We start from the raw sequence: 17809 nt of genomic DNA on the forward strand, positions 1-17809 counted from the left end.
CGTCAACTCAACAACGAAAAAATAAAACATAGAACCAAAAAACAAAGTCACGATTTAAATAATTAAAAAATTAATTTTTTTATAAAAAATCATGTATATAAACTTTTCGTTAATTGTTCTTTTATTTTTACTTAATCTTTAAGTAATTTACCATCTGTTTTATTGATGTATCGCCACATATCATTAGCAACACTACTTCAACACCTTGACTCATCTGAGTTTACCTGCAATAAACCAACGTAAACCATTGTTTAATAAAAACTTAATAGAAACATCACGATTTACGCGATCTGCGCACCACATCCCTATTTATCATTACAAGAGACATGGACATGCATTTTTCGCATGACAAAGATCACAATTACATAACAATCCGCAGAAAAAAAATGTAAAAAACAAGAATCGTTGTAATATCGGCGGGCAGACACAACACCCCAATAACAGGTTCGGGTGAGGAATTGGTGTATTCAGGGAAAGCACCAACCATCCATCACGCGGCAATAATATTGTGTTGTCTGAATCAATTCATCAACATGAGGTTTATATGCAAAGGCAGAAGTTACTTGTACAGATAGTCTTGGCTATCGTCCTGGGAATATTAATCGGCTGGGCTTGCCATCAATATCTTGACGGCAGTCGAGCAAAAGAAGTTGCATCTTATTTCAACATGGTTACCGATATCTTCCTGCGCCTGATTAAAATGATCATCGCGCCACTGGTCTTCGCTACGCTGGTTTCCGGCTTGGCAAGCATGGGAGGAAACTCTTCTGCCGTTGGTCGTATCGGTATGAAAGCGATGATCTGGTTTGTCAGCGCCTCGTTCATTTCCCTGCTCATCGGTATGGTCTTCGCCAACCTGTTCCAACCTGGCGGCGGCATGAATCTCGAAATCCCCGCACAGCATATTGCAACAGGCCTGAACACCGACAGCTTTACGCTTAAGAGCTTCATCAGCCATATCTTCCCGAAAAGTATCGTCGAAGCGATGGCGAACAATGAGATCCTGCAAATTCTGGTGTTCTCTCTGTTCTTCGGCTCCGCGCTTGCCTATGTTAAAGGCAAAAACAAGCACGCGACCACGATCATCTCCCTGATCGAAGAACTGACCAAAGTGATGTTCCGCGTGACCGACTACGTGATGGCGCTGGCCCCTATTGCTGTCTTTGCCGCAATCGCTTCCGCGATTACTACGCAAGGTCTGGGCCTGCTTTACGACTTCGGTAAACTGATCGGTGAGTTCTACCTCGGTCTGGCCGTACTGTGGGGCGTTCTGTTCCTGGTTGGTTACCTGTTCCTAGGTAAAGGCATCGTTAGACTGGCGAAGCTGATTCGTGAACCTACCATGCTGGCTTTCGCCACGGCGAGCAGTGAATCTGCTTATCCGAAAACCATGGAAGCGCTGACCAAATTCGGCGTGCCGAAAAAAGTCACCAGCTTTGTGCTGCCACTCGGTTACTCGTTCAACCTCGACGGTTCTATGATGTACCAGTCCTTCGCGATTCTGTTTATCGCACAGGCTTACAACATCGACCTGAGCGTTACTGAACAAATCCTGATTCTGCTGACACTGATGATCACCAGTAAAGGGATGGCGGGCGTAGCGCGTGCTTCTATCGTGGTGGTTGCCGCAACGCTGCCGATGTTCAGCCTGCCGGAAGCTGGTATCCTGCTGATTATCGGTATCGATCAGTTCCTGGATATGGGCCGTACTGCAACTAACGTCATCGGTAACAGTATCTCTACTGCCGTTGTGGCCAGTCTGGAAAAAGACATCCACGATGATGAGGAAGAGGCTACCGACGAAGTCGTCGCCTATAAGGAACCTCAGCAGGCTACGCAAAATAGCTAATGCTGAGTGAGTGAATTCGTTATCTATAGCGGCCTTCGGGCCGCTATTTTTTATCTCTCGTTACCAGTCCACGTTTCGTTTAATCATCATCTGCATGGTCACGACGTTTAGAGTCCAGACGCCGATGACAGCCCTTTCATGTAGCGCCAGAATTTCTCAGAAGCCACGTTCAACCGCGCATCGAGGCGATAGAGATAAACGCCCATGCGGATCACTGCATTTTCCATGCTCAGGATCGTCAGCTCTTTGTTTTTCAGCTCTTCCTGAATGGAATAGTCCGGCAGCCAGGCAATACCATAACCTTTCTTCGTCATACGTTTGAGCAAGTCACTCATGGAAGAGACGAAATTGACCGTAAACTTATCGCTGTCGACGCTAGATAAGTAGCGGCTGACCTGACGCCCCATGTAGCTCGTCTCGGTATAGTTGAGTAGCGGCACCGATGAGGCGCTGACATCAAACAGCGGTTTCCCTGCACTATCACACGCGCAGACCGGATAAAGCCGAGATTCCAGTATCTTCTCATGCATGAAGGGCTCCCCCATCAGATCCTCATTGTAGAATGAGAAAATGAAGTCACTGCGCCCTTCCTTGAGATTCAGCACCGCCTCATCGACATCGATCGATTCGACATAGAAGATTTTTTCCTGCGGATCCGGCACATCTTTTAACAGCTCCGGCATGATGAATACCGACAGCGAATGTGCCGCGGCGATGGTGATCTTATTCTTGTAATTGTCCCCGCCGTGCAGCTTATTGAGCTGATACTCCAAATCATCCAGCGTATTGCGGATATAGGCGTGGAACACGCGCCCCTGCTCGGTTAACTGTAGCGGCAACGCGCTACGGTCGAAAATATCAAAGCCAACCGCCGCTTCCAGCGCCTGAATTCGCCGACTGAATGAGGACTGAGAGATATTCCGCTTCTCGGCAGCCAGCGTAAAACTCCGGTGCTCTTCCAGCACGATAAAATCATACAGCCACTTGGTTTCGATATTATTCAGCATCGTCCCTCACTCAAAACGCTCAGCGCCATGTTTTCGCTCCCTATGCCAACGTTCTATATTTGCCAACGTCCTGCATCGCCAATAAAGAGGCTTCCCACCGAACGCGGTTAAAATCAATAAAAGCATAGGGATGCCAATAGTTATGCAAATCATACATAGCAGATGGGAATTTAGCAATTCACATTGCCCGGCAGTGTGCGATTATCCTTTTAATTTCATAATGCTACAGGGTTAACAGCATGAACAGTCTCGTGGGAATTCTTGGTGGTATGGGGCCGGGTGCGACCGTCGATGCGATGCAAAAACTGATCAAAAACACGCCAGCGTATCGGGATCAAGACCATATTCCGATGATTGCGGTTTCTATTCCTGATATCCCTGACAGAACGAAATGCATTCTCCAGCACAGCGCGTCACCGCTGGATAAAATGCTGCAATATATGAAAATTCTCGAAAACGCGGGCGCTGAATGCATCATTATCCCGTGCAACACCGCGCACTATTGGTTTAATGACTTAAAAAAGCAGTGCCGTGCAGAAATGATCAGCATTATTGATGTGACCTGTCAGGCGATTAAGCATGCCAACACCACACGCGTCGGCCTGTTAGCGACGACGGCGACGGTCAAAGCGGGAATTTATCAGGACAATCTGACTACCGATAATATTGAGTGCTACACGCCGGATGATGCAGACCAACACCAGGTAATGGAAAGCATCTACGCATATAAATCCGGTGATATCGCCGGCGCCTATAGCATGCTGTCGCCGGTAAAAGATCGCCTGTTACAGGCTGGCGTTGAGAAAATTATTCTGGGTTGTACCGAGCTTCCCCTGATTCTGGAACAGGAAGTCAAAACATCACCGCAACACTATGTCGATGCAACGGAAGAGTTAATTAAGAAAACGGTCGAGTGGTATTTTTCCCACAGCCCGAGAAACAATATTGCTGCCTGATTCAATTTTACGTTTTTCAATATTACGCTATTTAATACAATATACAGGCTTCGATAATTATGCCACTCGGCGAATACATTCATGCCGAGTGGCATAGTGTTATATACTCACTATATAATGAGTATCAATTTACAATACGGCCTATACGGACACGAGAATAAATAAACGTTCCGCAATTATGATGGAAATTTCAGGGAGCTATTCTGCGCACGGGAATTAGAAACCACCCAGAATTTCGCCGCTGAAGTGGTCATCAAACTGTATGAATAGTTAGATGACGCTGTCCATTTATCCGTGGCGATTTACTCGCCACGGCAGCCAGTGAACTGCCATTATTCGTACCATTGCCTTTATCGTCAACCATCCCTTTCTTTTCCGCACCGGTGCTAAATACCGCGTTCGTCATCGCGGATTTGCCGAGTAGCGCAGCCAACGCATATACAGCTTGAAGTATGATGGATATATGAAAGGGACAGGCTCTCTTATCATGATTATTTCGACGCCGTTAGACTCGCCGCCGTAAATTCTGGATAACCAGCAGGTCGGCCATTATTCAGGTTAGTCAGGAAGTTACTGTCTTTAAGCGGAATCGAAGCGGAACCGTAGTCAAACGCATTTAATCGGTTACGCAGCTCTTCGTTACTGATACCGTCACCCGACATCGCATACCAGCTGACAATATCCGGCGTCACAAAGTTGCCGTAAGGGTTTTCTGCTTGTTCATTCGCTTTGGCAAATCGGAAAGCATGCGTTAACACACCGTCTTTGTGGTACACGAATTTCAGGCGACCGCCTTGCTTATCGATATTCGCTGCGGCTTCCGTCGTCAGTTTGCCGTGCGCACTGAAGCTCCCGTGTGTTACCGCGCCGTTTTTAGTCCAGATGGCAACATGCTCCCAGTCATGTCGATGACCCGTGTTCAAACCGCCCAACACCTGATCTTTTAAGAAATAGAGCGCATAGAAGCTACCACAATAGCGAGCACCACCGGAATCAACACAGGCATATCGGTGCAATGTATTTGACGATTCGAGAAAATTACCCCATCGGCACCCACCCGTCAGACTTCCTGTTGGTTTCAAGCCCCCGTTTTGTACCCCGCCTCGGCTAAACCCGGCACTGGGCAAACAGCCATCACTGTCGAAATCAAATACCGGCGCAATCGCAAGCGCATTAATACCTGACGGTAGCGCTTGATCCAACTTAGAGAAATTATCCGCATGCGCAGAAAAAGCGACACATAATATGGATATCGCCATGATCGTTTTCTTTCCTGAAAGCATTTTCACTCCTTTAGCAGAAAATAGCCCTTTTATGGACTCGTACCCTTGCAGTTACAATGAAGATAAAACGTAATATTGATAAAAAATTAAGGCGGGATTATTTTTAACAAGAAAGGAGTGGAAATAAAAATCATTTATTTCCAACAATGAACACCAATATATTTAGCCTGCAAAATAATGCAGAAAATTATATATTAAAAATCGCTAACGTTCCTGATCCGTTAGCATTTTTACTCACCAATCACACCATAACGCTGGCTTGCCGCATCAAAACGGTATTCCAGCAGAATATCGCCTCCGCCGTGGGAATAGCAGTTCAGCAGGATACTGCGATTATCTCCGCCATTTTCAATATTCATATAAACCGGAGTCATGAAAAAGCCGAACTGGCATTGTTGAAAATCAGGCTGGAGAAGCTGGTCGACATTGCCGCTCTTCTTGTTAATCGCCTTGATTCCCTCAACAACCATCCCTGTATCACTGTTTTGATACACGCCGACAAAACTGTGAGTCGCCGTTTGCCCCCAGAATGGAATATCGACCTGCCCTTCGACTTTGGCGGGCTGATCGCTATCGTCAAAGTATGCCACACGCCGTAGGCTAACATCATAACGCGCCTTTCCGTTTGACCACTCGCCGCGGAGCTCTTCCCCCACCTCGGTCAATTTAAACGGGCAGTGGGTCATATCGATGCCAGACTTAACGCCCTGAACGATATATTTATCATAGTCCTGCGGGGTATGGATTTCGCAGATTTCAAGCGACGTTTCCGAGAGCCGTCCATACAGAGGGATCGGCGCTCTGTATTTATCGTAAAAATAGCTCCCAAGCAGTAATGCCAGTCAGTTAAGCAACTGACTGGCTGTTTTTCTTCGCTTTTCGATATTTATAAGGCCTTTCTTTCACCACTCTCGGGAAGGTTCTTTCTCTTCTTATCGGCAGCTTCACCATCTGTCCCATACTCTCCAGATCTCGCAGTAGTTCAGGGATACGACCCGGCGATGCACCCTGAAGCGTCATCAACATCCTCATGACCAGCCCGCAGGATTCTGAGAAGCTCAGCTGATTTGGCCAGTAACCTTTCAGTTGACTGGCCATTTTAATCATCTGATATCTCACGAGATTATACGCCAGCAGCACACCCCATAACTCCTGCTCCACAAGTTCCGGTTTTTTGCTTCTCAGTGTCAGTCTGCTCAGTTGCATTGTCTGTTTGATTTCACGGTAACCCAACTCGATTTCCCAACGGTGACTGTAAAGCTCAACCATTTCACCTCCCGGATAACGCATGCCATCAGTCATCGAAGTCAGTAACTGATAGATTTTTCCTTTACGGCTATAGGTCAGTAATCGGGCTGTCACTTCTGTACTCAGTCCCGGCCATTTTTTGCGGGATTGTGGCGTAGTTTTCAACTGTACCAGATGATCGCCTTTTCCCAGTTTCCGGACCTCCTCGTAACGGGTACCTTTCTTAAGCGGTATCATCCAGTGTCGGTGTTCTCCCGCACGCTTCCATAAGATTCAGCAACCCTAATGAGTAATACCCTTTATCGAGCAGCGTCAGCGTATTATCTGCGGTCTGGTCTATCAGTTGCTCAGCCAGGGGTATATTCGCTGTCTTTCATCGTACCGAAGGCTGCTGCGGTTATCAGATGGCTGGTCAGCTCCATCTGACAGACCATTTTGACCTGCGGGTAGGGTAAGGTTGGCCGCAGTAAGTCTGGCGCGGGAAGGCGGTATCATTTTCAGGTGTTTCCTGTGTGCGCCAGACGACGCCATCCATCGCCAGTAACGTCAATCCACACCAGTGGGGATGCGCCACAGCGTTGTGCCACAAGTGAGCGGTGTGCGTGAACACCCGTCGAACGGCGTCACTTCCGAGCCGCTGTCGGTATGGATAACCGCGCTGGGAGCAACAAAGGGACGGTTACCGGGCAGCATAATATCCAGCCGATTGACAATCTGATGAAGCGGCTCCTTACGTTCAAGCGCCATGCCGACAACGCACCAGACCATCATTTCGAGAGGAAGACGGCGTTTACGCAGGGTGACCACGCCGGACTCAGCAAGGCAACGGGCAATAAGTTCTGGGTCAAGAAAGTCGCCAAGAGAAGTCAAAGGATTACGGGTCGAATCGTAACGTGAAACGAGGTCGATGGCCTGAGAGATACGCATAAAAAATCCGGAAATGAAGAACACTTCCGGATTCTTACACAGCTATTGGATCGTTCAACTGATCCTTAACTGATCAGCATTACTCCCAAGCAGATTCTTATCCTGGTCAATACTGTATTTCTGCAATGAAAAATGCACCGGATAAGGCCCAATGTGGCCTTCGTAATTGCTCACGACATACCAGCCGGCTTGTGCTCCCCATGCAGCCGTCCATAGTCCACAGGCTATTAAGGTTGATACCGCTGCTCTCATACATTCACCTTGTCTACCCGTCATACTTCAAGCTGCCTATACGGTGGTTTGTCTGCCACTCGCATTGTGTTTTTAGCGTGTCAATCATGAAGCCGAACCGTTCAAAAACGGCTTAGCGTATCAGGCTAATCATGGTGGCAGCAGGGACAGATTTCCACCTCAGACACCGTCATGGCGGTTGTGCCTTCGCAATCCCATTCGACACGTACGGACTGTGCTTCTCGCCCTGAGTGGTGCAAATACTTCTCGACTGGGCTTTCCGTCATCCCGGTAATCACCTCGGTGGCGACGAGCTCATCACCAACAAAAACGCGAGCTGTTGCCTGTGAGGCTTCACGCGTTTCACCGGATTGCCGATACAAATAGTTAACCTTCAGTTTAATGCTAGGCATAGCGCCTCTTAACAGAGGAAAAGACAGAGAAAACAGTGTATCGCGTTCCCCCGCGCTTGTAGAGCACATATGGGGTAAGAGTTATCACTACATCACGCTAATACCCTGATAGCTTTCTATTTTTTAAAAATAGAGAAGTTTGGCCACATAAGCTCGCACGATTGGTAATCAAAAAGTTAAATCTTATGCCTTTTGGATATTAATGAAGCAGAAAAAATAGCCGATACCTTTTACGATAGGGTGTTTTTTAATGCAATTGCATTTTGCATAAATAGTGTTTGGCATAAATACTGTTTTACATTAACTGTGTTCTCACTGAACCATTTCGTTAATGCCATAGTGTTGAATGATAGAAAATTATCCCCAGCAGACTGATCCCTCTTCCAAGGAAGATAATTATTCTGCTTGTGCTGGTGACCTCAAATTCAACGGTTGTGGTATTAACGTATGTGGTTTTAACACACTGAAGTAACTCACTGGTAAAAACCATTACCAGCATTAAATAGATATAAGAAGGAGTTATACTGTGGTGATTCCAGATATTCAACTCGTGAATGCGACTACCCCGGCAACCATGCCTCCGATTGGCGCGGCTGCTAACCCGACTGTCGTTGCAGCTATCAGCCCGGGGAATAAAACCGACACATCAACAAACTCCGACTCGCAAAATATGCCGGGCTCGAACGAGAGCACCAAAGTCACGCTGTCTTCTCAAAAGAAGCGTGCCGCTGAAGAGAAAGATGCTCCTCCACCTGAACAGTTTAAAGCACAGCAGAAAGCCGCTACCGAATACTCGCTGGCAATGACGGGTATTCCTTTATACAACGGCAAGCTCATTTCCGTGGTTAAGTACCCAGATGGTAATTCTGAAATGTTCGATGCTTTTACCGGACAGCGCATCACACAAGAAGACCTGGCACTCATGGGCGCACTTCATAGTTCCGGTGGCGAACAGGTATTACATTTTGAGAGCAAAACATCCTACAGCAATTTGTCTGCTGCCGAAGTTTATCAGCAGATTCAGGAAATGCTGCATGGTTCAGGCGATCAAGAAGAACTGGCTTAATAAAAAATAGATGCCAAGACAACTATATTCATTGCCCTGGCATTAAAGAAAGTTATAACGCTATCTTAATACTGTAAGATTGTTATTTGATGGAAATTGGCCGATTAACGATTAGCAACGAGTGCTTCCGAAAACTCAGCTAATCTTGTCAGACCATATTCCCTGGGACCAAATCCTGCTTCTGCATTAATGTGCCCCGCCTCACCGACATCAACCAGTTCGCTGTTCCACGCATGCGCCCAATATTGGGCGCGAGTGAAACTCATCAGCGGATCGTTATGACTGGCAAATGTCAGCGTCGGAACCGACAGCGGTGCAGCCTGAATACGATCGTCAATTTCAAAACGCATCGGCTCAGCAGGGGCTACCAGCATCACACCAACAATCCCCTCCTGACCCTGCTGCACCACATGACAGGAAGCCAGTGCGCCAAAGCTGTGGCCAATCAGAATCACGGGCTGTGTACAGACGCTAAGCTCACGACGGATCGCCAACACCCAGCGATCCAGATCGGCCTGATACCATTCCCGCTGGCGTATACGATGCCAGTGGAAAACGCCGTTCCCAATGGCTTTGCCGGTGTTCATCATCGCTGTCGCGCAATCCCGGCACTAGCACCATCGTTAGCTGCTGGCTCACTTCCGTTAGCCGCCGATCGATTTCTGTTGTCTGCATCCGCCCTTAACACTCCTGTCAGTTACCCGTGCCCCTTCTGTCTGGTATATCAGCCACCGGTTACTTTAACAATCTGGCCTTGCAGCTTTTTCCTTTGATTTTGCCTTTCTGGAGCTGCTGCAACGCGCGCTTAGCGCTGGCTTTACGGATTGCCACATAGGCATGCATTGGAAACATATCAATTTTCCCCACTTCCTCTGCCGTTAACCCTGCATCGCCGGTTAACGCACCGAGGATATCGCCGGGACGGATTTTGGCTTTTCTGCCACCATCAATGCACAGCGTCATCATCTCAGGTTCGAGCGCAACCTCGCCACTGCGGCTAATTTCATCCGCCGGTGTCCATTTAATGCGCATACCGAGATAGTCTTCAATCAGATTAGCGCGGTTCATTTCCTGTGGTGTACACAGGCTCACCGCCAGACCTTTCGTACCCGCGCGGCCCGTTCTACCAATGCGGTGAACGTGGACTTCAGGGTCGAAAGCCAGCTCAAAATTCACCACCAGCGCCAGCTCTTTAATATCGAGACCGCGGGCCGCAACGTCGGTTGCCACCAGCACACGGCAGCTGCGATTAGCAAAACGTACCAGAACCTGATCGCGATCGCGCTGTTCCAGATCACCATGCAGCGCGGATACGCTAATCCCACGCATGTCCAGCGCGTCAAATACGCTCTGGCAATCACGCTTCGTATTACAGAACACCACGCAGGACGCAGGCTGATAATGGCCCAAAATGGCAATCAAAAGCGGCAGGCGCTGATCTTTCGTCGTCTCATAGAAACGTTGTTCAATGGCCGACTCTTCCACACCATCTGCAATCTCAAAGCGTTGCGGCTGACGCTGAACGCGTGCGCTGATCTGTTCAATCTCTTCTGGGTACGTAGCGGAAAATAACAGGGTTTGACGATCGGACGGCGTGTAGGAAATCACATCATCAATCGCATCAGTAAAGCCCATGTCCAGCATGCGATCCGCTTCATCCAGTACCAGCACTTTCAGGCTATCCAGAGACAGCGACTGCTTGCGTAAATGGTCCTGAATACGTCCCGGTGTCCCGACAACAATATGCGGAGCGTGAACCAGCGAATCGAGCTGCTGGCCCATCGGCTGACCGCCGCACAGTGTCAGAATCTTAATGTTTTGTGCAAAACGAGCCAGACGACGCAGCTCTTTGCTGACCTGATCGGCCAGCTCACGCGTCGGGCACAGCACCAACGCCTGCGTGGTAAAGTCGCTCACGACAATACGATCCAGCAGCCCAATGCCGAATGCCGCCGTTTTACCGCTACCGGTTTTCGCCTTGGCCCGCACGTCTGCGCCGCTCAGAACGGCTGGCAGCGTCGCCGCCTGGACGGGCGTCATGTCGGTATAGCCAAGTTCATTAAGATTGGATAACTGCTCTGCGGGCAGCGCGAGGGAAGAAAAAGAGGTTGTACTCACAGTGATTACTCTACCAAGGACGAGATAACGAAAGGTGACGCCGCGCTAAAAAGCGGCGCAGATATGCCGCAATCATAGCAGAGTTCGTCATCATTGACCGATTTACCTCCCGTTCTGCGACTAAAACAGTGAGGCAAATCCTTTGTTCACCAGAAAGCCTTGTCCTTCAGGAGATAAAAGATAGTTCGCCAGCAGCCGCGCCTCACGTCGGGCAGGCTTCATGACAGCCAGCATGTACTCGGCATCAATACGATAGGGATCGGGTAAATGAACCACATGCAGATCTGGTTGATTGAGCAATAACGGCAGATAGCTGGCATAGCCAATGTGCATATCGCTCTGCCCAGTCCGAATCAGGTAACTTCCCGCCGTCATACCCGCCGGAATGGCATGAGCGAGCCCGCCGCCCACCAGCAGTTTCGCTTTATCGCGCAGTTGATTTCCCCAGCCTCGATGCAGACGTTCGATGCGATCAAAGAGCTCAAACGCATAATCCCCACCGGGATCGCTGCCGGGCGTTGAGGTTGAAAGCACAAAACGCGGGTCACGCAGCGCCATCAGCCAGGATTGCGTGGTGAGTTCCGGCACGTTACGCATCACAATACAAAGGTGGTTGCGCGTAAACACGTTGGTTTCTTCCGCCAGCCCCAGCGCTTTCAAGCGTAAAGGGTGCGCGCAGTTTGCCGAGGCGAAAATGTCCACCGTGTCACCGTGCATCACTTTTTCACTCAGCAGCCCCGCCGGACCGAAGGTCGGTATCACGTCCACCGCATAGCGTTCGCTGAACGTTGCCAACAGCGGAGCAAATGCAAGGCGCAGGCTGCCCGCTGCATACAGGCGAAGGGGATCGGTCATGGTAACTCCGTCATGGTCAATATCGGTATCAGCGCATAATACGGCTGTGGCGCGATGTCCACGCACACCTGCCGCATCGGAATACCATACAGCTGCGACAGGTTATCCTCCGTCACAACCTCATCACAGCGACCATAAAGATAGTGTTGATTGCCCATCAGCAGCAGCGCCCGATCGGCAATGGCCAGCGCATGCGAGGGATCGTGCGTGGTTAGCAGGATGCTCAAGCGCTGCGTTTTAGCCAGATGCGTCAATAACCGCAGCACCTGCGCCTGATTTTGCACATCAAGCGCCGCTGTCGGCTCGTCCAGAATCAGCGTCTGACACTCAGAAGCTAACGCTCGCGCGATTAATACCAGCTGCCGCTGCCCGCCGGACAACGCGCTAAACTCACAATCGGCAAGGGATGCGATTCCCAGCATCCCCAGCGCATTCTGCGCTACGGTGATGTCATGCGCAGAAGGCATGGCAAACAGCCGAACACGCGCCGCACGCCCCATCAGCACCATATCCAGAACGCTATAAGAAAACGGCGGTGTGAATATCTGCGGCACAAAGCCAATGTGTCCATCACGCTGGATCGTCCCGGAAAGCGGCGATAAATGACCCATCAACGTATTCAGCAGAGTCGTTTTTCCTCTGCCATTCGCGCCCAGAATCGCCGTAATTTCCCCTTCCTGACAGCACAGATTCAGCGGTGAAAAAAAGCCCTGCCCCCGTTGGTAGCCATATACCAGTTCTTCTGTCGATAACCTGATGGCTGGCATGCTAACGTCCTCTACTCTGCCGCTGTGTTTTATACAGCAGCACGGCAAAAAGTGGCGCACCAAGTAGCGCCGTCAGAATACCCAACGGGATTTCCGCTTCACTGAGATTGCGCGCCAGATCGTCCACCAGCACCATGAAGCCTCCACCCAGCCACAGTGACACTGGCAGCAGGCGACGATGATCGGCCCCTACCAGCATGCGTGCGACATGAGGAATCACCAGCCCAATCCAGCCAATACTCCCGCTGACCGCCACCTGCGCGGCGACTATCGCGGCACACAAGCTCAAAATTAGCCAGCGTAAGGGCTGTACGGCAACACCCAGCGCACGCGCATCCTGCTCACCCATCGACAGCACATTGATGTGCCAACGCAGCCGCAGCAGCAATCCGCCAGCAATGATTAACGGCACCACCATGGTCATCAGCGAGTTCCAGTGTGCGGTGGCAAAGCTGCCTAACAGCCAGAAAACGATGCTCGGCAACTTCTCTTCGGTGTCCGCCAGATATTGCATCAGACTGACCAACGCACCGAAGAAGCCGCTGAGGATGATGCCGGCCAGAATCAGGATCAGCACGTTCTGTTTGCCGAATGCGGCGGCCATCATGAAAATTAGCAAGAGCGCCAGCATGCCGAACGTAAACGCAGACAGCAGCAAAAGCAGCGGCGTCCAGCTTAATAGAATCGCCAGCGTGCCGCCGAAGGCCGCGCCGGCAGACACGCCGATGATATGCGGATCGACCAGCGGATTACGGAAAACGCCTTGCAACGTGGCCCCGCTCAGCGCCAGCGCCGCGCCTGCACACCAGGCTAATAACACGCGAGGTAAGCGCACGCTCCACACCACTTGTCGTTCGATATCGCCAAGCAAAGGATTATTGCCAGACAGCGGTTCGGCAAGTATCTGGACGATGCGCCACGGGGATAAGCTAAAACGCCCTATCCCCAGTGAGCACACGGCAATCAACAGTGTGGACACCACCACCGTGAGCAGCGTGATCCGGTAGGTGCGATAACTCATTGCGCCGCGGAGGCGTCCGCACGGTAGTCCATACGATAGAAGCGTTGGTAATACGCATCGGCGGCTTTTTGCATATCAATATCAGCAAAGCGCTCAGGGTATAGCTTTTTCGCCATCCACAGTTCGCCAATCGTTAACGCTTCCGGCATCGGGTAACCCCAGGCTTTGGCGTATTCCGGCATCAAATACACGCGATGTTGTTTCACCGCCTCAATCGCCTGCCAGGCCGGATCGTTGACGATCTGCTTCACCACATCTGGGTAGCGATCCTGCACGAAAATTACCTCGGGATTCCAGGCCAGCACATTTTCAATCGACACCTGCTTGAAGCCTTTTATCGATGCCGCTGCCACATTCAGCGCCCCTGCATGCGACATCATCAAACCGGTATATTTTCCTGAACCGTAGGTTGTCAGGTCTGGATTAGCCATATACACGCGGATTCGCTTTTCTTCTGGGATAGACTCCAGACGCACACTCACGTTTTGCCGCTGTGTAAACGTATAGTCGATCAGTGCTTCCGCCTGTTTCTGACGCTCAACGACGTCACCAATCAGCCGAATCCCTGCCTTAAGCCCTTCGTTATACGCTGTGTTTTCATCACCCATAGTAGGATTGATTTTGTCGGCTTCTCCCGGCTGATCCTGACGCAGCGAGATCGCCACCACCGGAATACCCGTCCGCTCAATCTGCGCAATCATTTCCGGCGGCGCATAGTTAGCGACAAAAACCACCTGCGGCGACAGCTTTAGCAGGCTTTCAATATTGACCTGCGTGAGATCGCCCGGCATTGGTAAATCCGCCAGACGCGGAGCCAGCCGCACATAATGCTCGCCCAGCTGTTTCTTCCAACTGGACAGCACACCCACGACGCTCTCTTGTGCATCCAACTGCACCAGAAGATTTAAGGTTTGATGCTGCAACACCACCACGCGATTAACGTGGTCGGGAATCGTGACATTGCGCCCGAGTTGGTCGGTCACCTGACGCGCCGCCCAAGCGTTAGAAAACACCAAAAACAGCCCAGCAACCCACAGCGTGTAGCCAAATTTCTTTATCATGTTGGTATCCTGATTTTCGCTATATATAAAATGATACAGCGATAGCGGCAAAGAAAATACTGATCTCGCTCATAATAATATTTGGATACCAACTTGGAGGTAGAGGAGCCCGAGTTGCGTTTTCCGCTAAATAACAACAGGATTATTTACCCGCGCAAATCAGAAAGTGCCCGTTCAATAGACTATTTATTCTGCGAACGATTAGTCAGATAAACTGAATTATTACGTTAAAAAAATGATATTTATTCTCACTATTAATCGCGTAGAGTGCTTCTATTACTGATCTATACCCTAAATAATTCGAGTGGCGTGAAGGCGGCAACCGCGTGAATCCCCAGGAGCTTACTCAGGTAAGTGACTGGGGGTGAGCAAGGGCAGCCAACGCACAAGCAGCTTGAAGTATGACGGGGATATAGAACCTTGCTGTGCAGGACGAACATGCTAAATATTTGTCTGAATATAAGGATAAATACCCTATGAAGAAGATTGGCTTTTTATCATTCGGCCACTGGGCCCCGTCGCCGCAGTCTGGTACACGTTCCGCCGCTGATGCATTACTGCAATCTATCGACCTTGCCGTTGCCGCTGAAGAGCTGGGTGCTGACGGCGCCTATTTCAGGGTGCACCACTTTGCCCGCCAGTTGGGGTCACCTTTCCCGCTGCTAGCCGCGATTGGGGCAAAAACCAAAAGCATTGAGATTGGCACCGGCGTCATCGACATGCGCTATGAAAATCCGCTGTACATGGCTGAAAACGCCGGCGCTGCCGATCTGATCGCTGGCGGACGCTTGCAGCTCGGCATCAGCCGTGGCTCGCCAGAACAGGTGATCGATGGCTGGCGCTACTTTGGCTACCAGCCGACAGAAGGGGAATCGGAAGCAGACATGGCAAGGCGTCATACCGAAGTGCTGTTGGATGTGTTGCGTGGCGAGGGGTTTGCAAAACCAAATCCACAACCTATGTTCCCAAACCCACCAGGCCTTTTGCGTCTGGAACCTCATTCTGATGGGTTACGTGAACGAATCTGGTGGGGTGCCGGATCGAATGCCACGGCAGTATGGGCAGCGAAGCTGGGTATGAACCTGCAAAGTTCCACGCTAAAAGATGATGAAACAGGCGAGCCTTTTCATATCCAGCAGGCACAGCAAATTCGTGCCTATCGGGCCGCCTGGACTGAGGCTGGACATACGCGCACGCCACGTGTCTCCGTCAGCCGTAGTATTTTTGCCTTGATGGATCACCGCGATCGTGCCTATTTCGGCGGAAGCAGTAACGATAGCGACAAGGTGGGTTTTCTGGATGAAAACACACGCGCGATTTTCGGCCGCAGCTATGCCGCCGAGCCGGACGCACTCATCCAACAGTTAAAACAGGATGAAGCGATTGCCGAAGCGGATACGCTATTACTCACGGTGCCGAACCAACTGGGCGTGGATTACAATGCGCATGTGATCGAATCAATCCTGAAACATGTCGCACCCGCGATGGGGTGGCGAGCGTAGTCCAGCAGACTAACGCATTCAAGCCTATCCAATAGGTGCCAAACCAACGATAACACCATCAAAAATCGGGAAGATTGAGGAGCTATTTTCACTCGAATCCTCCCGGTTTTCCCAGTCCCTGAAACGGTTCAACGCTTTTTAATGCTATTTTGAAAATATAGTTTCTGGACCTCTTGAATTCCCCCCCTCACTCGGCGTAGATTTAGCGCCGATCCCGTCATAACTGGTGTGACTCTGGTGATGACAACGGGAAAGATTACCCTTCGGTGACATCACCGACAGCGTAATTATTTCCTTCCATAATAAAACGCACAATCGGGATCGTTGCTGGCGTGGTTTCTGCTGGAGAATAAATCGGTGAAGTATTTTTTTATGGGTATCTCATTCTGTTTAGTCGTTTGGGTGAGTACCTTTATGCTGATGGTAGAATAACCTGTCATTTGCCCGGCAAAGATTTATTCATTGAAGGGCACACACAGATAAAGATAAAAAAGGCTGATGGTATTTATACCCTCAGCCTATTTTTATGCCTGCCGATCGGCATTCAGCCGATGACTCGTATTGCCTTTGTCATTCTCTACAGATTGAATCCGTTCATTATCACGCTGAACACGCCGCCCATTGCCAGCCAGGGGCCAAATGCCAGCGGTTTAGCCGTATCCTCTTTACGCAACCCGCGCCAGACGAGAGTAACGACCAACCCGCTCAGCGCCGCCACCAAAACCAGATTCGGCAACGCCTGCCAACCCAGCCAGGCACCCAGCGCAGCCAGCAACTTAAAATCACCGTACCCCAGCGCCTCTTTGCCCGTCGCGTATTTGAATACCCAATAAAGTAGCCACAGAGATAAATAACCGGCCATCGCGCCAACGACAGCATCATTCAATGGGACAAATGTCTCCGACAGATTAAACAGCAGCCCAATCCACAGAAGCGACAGCGTAAGCACATCCGGCAGCAGCAGCGTTTTGATATCAATCACGGTCAGCACCAGCAGGAAGGACAGCAGAATCAACGCCCCCCACAGCGCCATACCGGGCAACCAGAGCAAACCCGACGTCAGAAAAGCCAGCATAGTGATGACTTCCACTAGCGGGTATTGCACAGACACCGATTGATGACAGCAGCGGGAGCGGCCTCGCAACCACAACCAGCTGAATAGCGGGATATTATCTTTTACTGCAATAGCCTGCTGGCAGTGCGGGCAAGACGAAGGCGGCCAACACAGGTTGTAGCGCGTATCAGGATCGGAATCGGCCATGCCCGCTTCAAGCTCGATGTCCTGCCGCCAGCGACGCTCCAACATAATCGGCAAGCGGTAAATCACCACGTTCAGAAAGCTGCCAACAATCAACCCCAACACGCCCAGCGCCCCAAACCACCACGCCGGAAACAGCTGTGCGAATTCCCTGAAATCGTCCACGTTAGTCCCTGATTGTTGATAAAGAAACAGTATGAATGAGCAGTTTATTTCTGCGCACGACGGCACAAAAATAACAACGCTT

At 50.3% G+C, this 17809-nt stretch carries 15 protein-coding genes and 2 pseudogenes; 5 read left to right on the forward strand and 12 right to left on the reverse strand.

Going from position 1 to position 17809, the window contains the following annotated elements; translation table 11 throughout:
• Nucleotides 1–544 precede the first annotated feature (544 nt).
• Complete coding sequence (locus LOZ86_RS14295; RefSeq protein ID WP_039484279.1) at nucleotides 545–1849, forward strand: dicarboxylate/amino acid:cation symporter; 1305 nt, start codon at nucleotides 545–547, stop codon at nucleotides 1847–1849.
• Between the two features lie 107 nt (nucleotides 1850–1956).
• Here LOZ86_RS14295 and hypT read toward each other — a convergent pair whose 3' ends face one another.
• Complete coding sequence (gene hypT / locus LOZ86_RS14300) at nucleotides 1957–2856, reverse strand: hypochlorite stress DNA-binding transcriptional regulator HypT (RefSeq protein ID WP_010285882.1); 900 nt, start codon at nucleotides 2854–2856, stop codon at nucleotides 1957–1959.
• 239 nt (nucleotides 2857–3095) lie between these two features.
• Between hypT and cuyB the strand changes: the two genes are divergently transcribed.
• Nucleotides 3096–3812, forward strand: a complete 717-nt coding sequence (gene cuyB, locus LOZ86_RS14305; protein WP_039484276.1) for a cysteate racemase — start codon at nucleotides 3096–3098, stop codon at nucleotides 3810–3812.
• 491 nt (nucleotides 3813–4303) lie between these two features.
• Here the strand turns inward: cuyB and LOZ86_RS14310 are convergent, their stop codons facing one another.
• The 4 genes and pseudogenes from LOZ86_RS14310 to LOZ86_RS14325 form a co-directional block, all read right to left on the reverse strand.
• On the reverse strand, nucleotides 4304–5095 hold the full coding sequence (locus LOZ86_RS14310) for an NPP1 family protein (protein WP_039484274.1): 792 nt from the start codon (nucleotides 5093–5095) through the stop codon (nucleotides 4304–4306).
• Nucleotides 5096–5325: 230 nt separating this feature from the next.
• Nucleotides 5326–5781 carry a hypothetical protein gene (locus LOZ86_RS14315; RefSeq protein WP_230242180.1) on the reverse strand — a complete coding sequence of 152 codons (456 nt, stop codon included), beginning with the start codon at nucleotides 5779–5781 and terminating at the stop codon, nucleotides 5326–5328.
• A 160-nt stretch (nucleotides 5782–5941) separates the two neighbouring features.
• Nucleotides 5942–7270: pseudogene (locus tag LOZ86_RS14320) on the reverse strand (IS4 family transposase).
• A 377-nt stretch (nucleotides 7271–7647) separates the two neighbouring features.
• Nucleotides 7648–7914 carry a hypothetical protein gene (locus LOZ86_RS14325; RefSeq protein WP_039484270.1) on the reverse strand — a complete coding sequence of 89 codons (267 nt, stop codon included), beginning with the start codon at nucleotides 7912–7914 and terminating at the stop codon, nucleotides 7648–7650.
• Between the two features lie 526 nt (nucleotides 7915–8440).
• Here LOZ86_RS14325 and LOZ86_RS14330 point away from each other — a divergent pair.
• Complete coding sequence (locus LOZ86_RS14330; RefSeq protein WP_039484267.1) at nucleotides 8441–8980, forward strand: hypothetical protein; 540 nt, start codon at nucleotides 8441–8443, stop codon at nucleotides 8978–8980.
• A gap of 104 nt (nucleotides 8981–9084) precedes the next feature.
• Here the strand turns inward: LOZ86_RS14330 and LOZ86_RS14335 are convergent.
• The 6 genes and pseudogenes from LOZ86_RS14335 to LOZ86_RS14360 all read right to left on the reverse strand — a co-directional run bounded on the left by LOZ86_RS14335 (nucleotide 9085) and on the right by LOZ86_RS14360 (nucleotide 14802).
• Nucleotides 9085–9655: pseudogene (locus LOZ86_RS14335) on the reverse strand (alpha/beta hydrolase).
• A 60-nt stretch (nucleotides 9656–9715) separates the two neighbouring features.
• Nucleotides 9716–11098: an ATP-dependent RNA helicase DbpA gene (gene dbpA / locus LOZ86_RS14340; protein ID WP_039484264.1), complete on the reverse strand. Its 1383-nt coding sequence runs from the start codon at nucleotides 11096–11098 to the stop codon at nucleotides 9716–9718.
• Between the two features lie 120 nt (nucleotides 11099–11218).
• The gene (locus LOZ86_RS14345; protein WP_039512437.1) at nucleotides 11219–11953 is read right to left on the reverse strand and encodes a molybdate ABC transporter substrate-binding protein; all 735 of its coding nucleotides are present in this window, start codon (nucleotides 11951–11953) and stop codon (nucleotides 11219–11221) included.
• Nucleotides 11950–12720, reverse strand: a complete 771-nt coding sequence (locus LOZ86_RS14350; RefSeq protein WP_039484258.1) for an ABC transporter ATP-binding protein — start codon at nucleotides 12718–12720, stop codon at nucleotides 11950–11952. The genes LOZ86_RS14345 and LOZ86_RS14350 overlap by 4 nt, the downstream gene beginning before the upstream one ends.
• Before the next feature lies 1 nt (nucleotide 12721).
• A complete protein-coding gene (locus LOZ86_RS14355; RefSeq protein ID WP_080728062.1) occupies nucleotides 12722–13741 on the reverse strand; it encodes a FecCD family ABC transporter permease in 1020 nt (339 codons plus the stop codon).
• Nucleotides 13738–14802: an ABC transporter substrate-binding protein gene (locus tag LOZ86_RS14360; protein ID WP_039512435.1), complete on the reverse strand. Its 1065-nt coding sequence runs from the start codon at nucleotides 14800–14802 to the stop codon at nucleotides 13738–13740. The genes LOZ86_RS14355 and LOZ86_RS14360 overlap by 4 nt, the downstream gene beginning before the upstream one ends.
• Before the next feature lie 476 nt (nucleotides 14803–15278).
• Here LOZ86_RS14360 and LOZ86_RS14365 point away from each other — a divergent pair, with 476 nt between their 5' ends.
• Both LOZ86_RS14365 and ypdK read left to right on the forward strand, forming a co-directional pair.
• Nucleotides 15279–16304, forward strand: coding sequence for an LLM class flavin-dependent oxidoreductase (locus LOZ86_RS14365; protein WP_039512434.1), 1026 nt, complete (start codon nucleotides 15279–15281; stop codon nucleotides 16302–16304).
• A 357-nt stretch (nucleotides 16305–16661) separates the two neighbouring features.
• Nucleotides 16662–16736, forward strand: coding sequence for a membrane protein YpdK (gene ypdK / locus LOZ86_RS14370; RefSeq protein WP_099606229.1), 75 nt, complete (start codon nucleotides 16662–16664; stop codon nucleotides 16734–16736).
• Nucleotides 16737–16881: 145 nt separating this feature from the next.
• On the opposite strand, the gene LOZ86_RS14375 is transcribed toward ypdK, so the two are convergent.
• Complete coding sequence (locus LOZ86_RS14375; protein ID WP_230242182.1) at nucleotides 16882–17727, reverse strand: prepilin peptidase; 846 nt, start codon at nucleotides 17725–17727, stop codon at nucleotides 16882–16884.
• Nucleotides 17728–17809: the final 82 nt, after the last annotated feature.

Origin of the sequence: Pectobacterium parvum (assembly GCF_020971565.1) — a bacterium.
Lineage (GTDB): Bacteria > Pseudomonadota > Gammaproteobacteria > Enterobacterales > Enterobacteriaceae > Pectobacterium > Pectobacterium polare.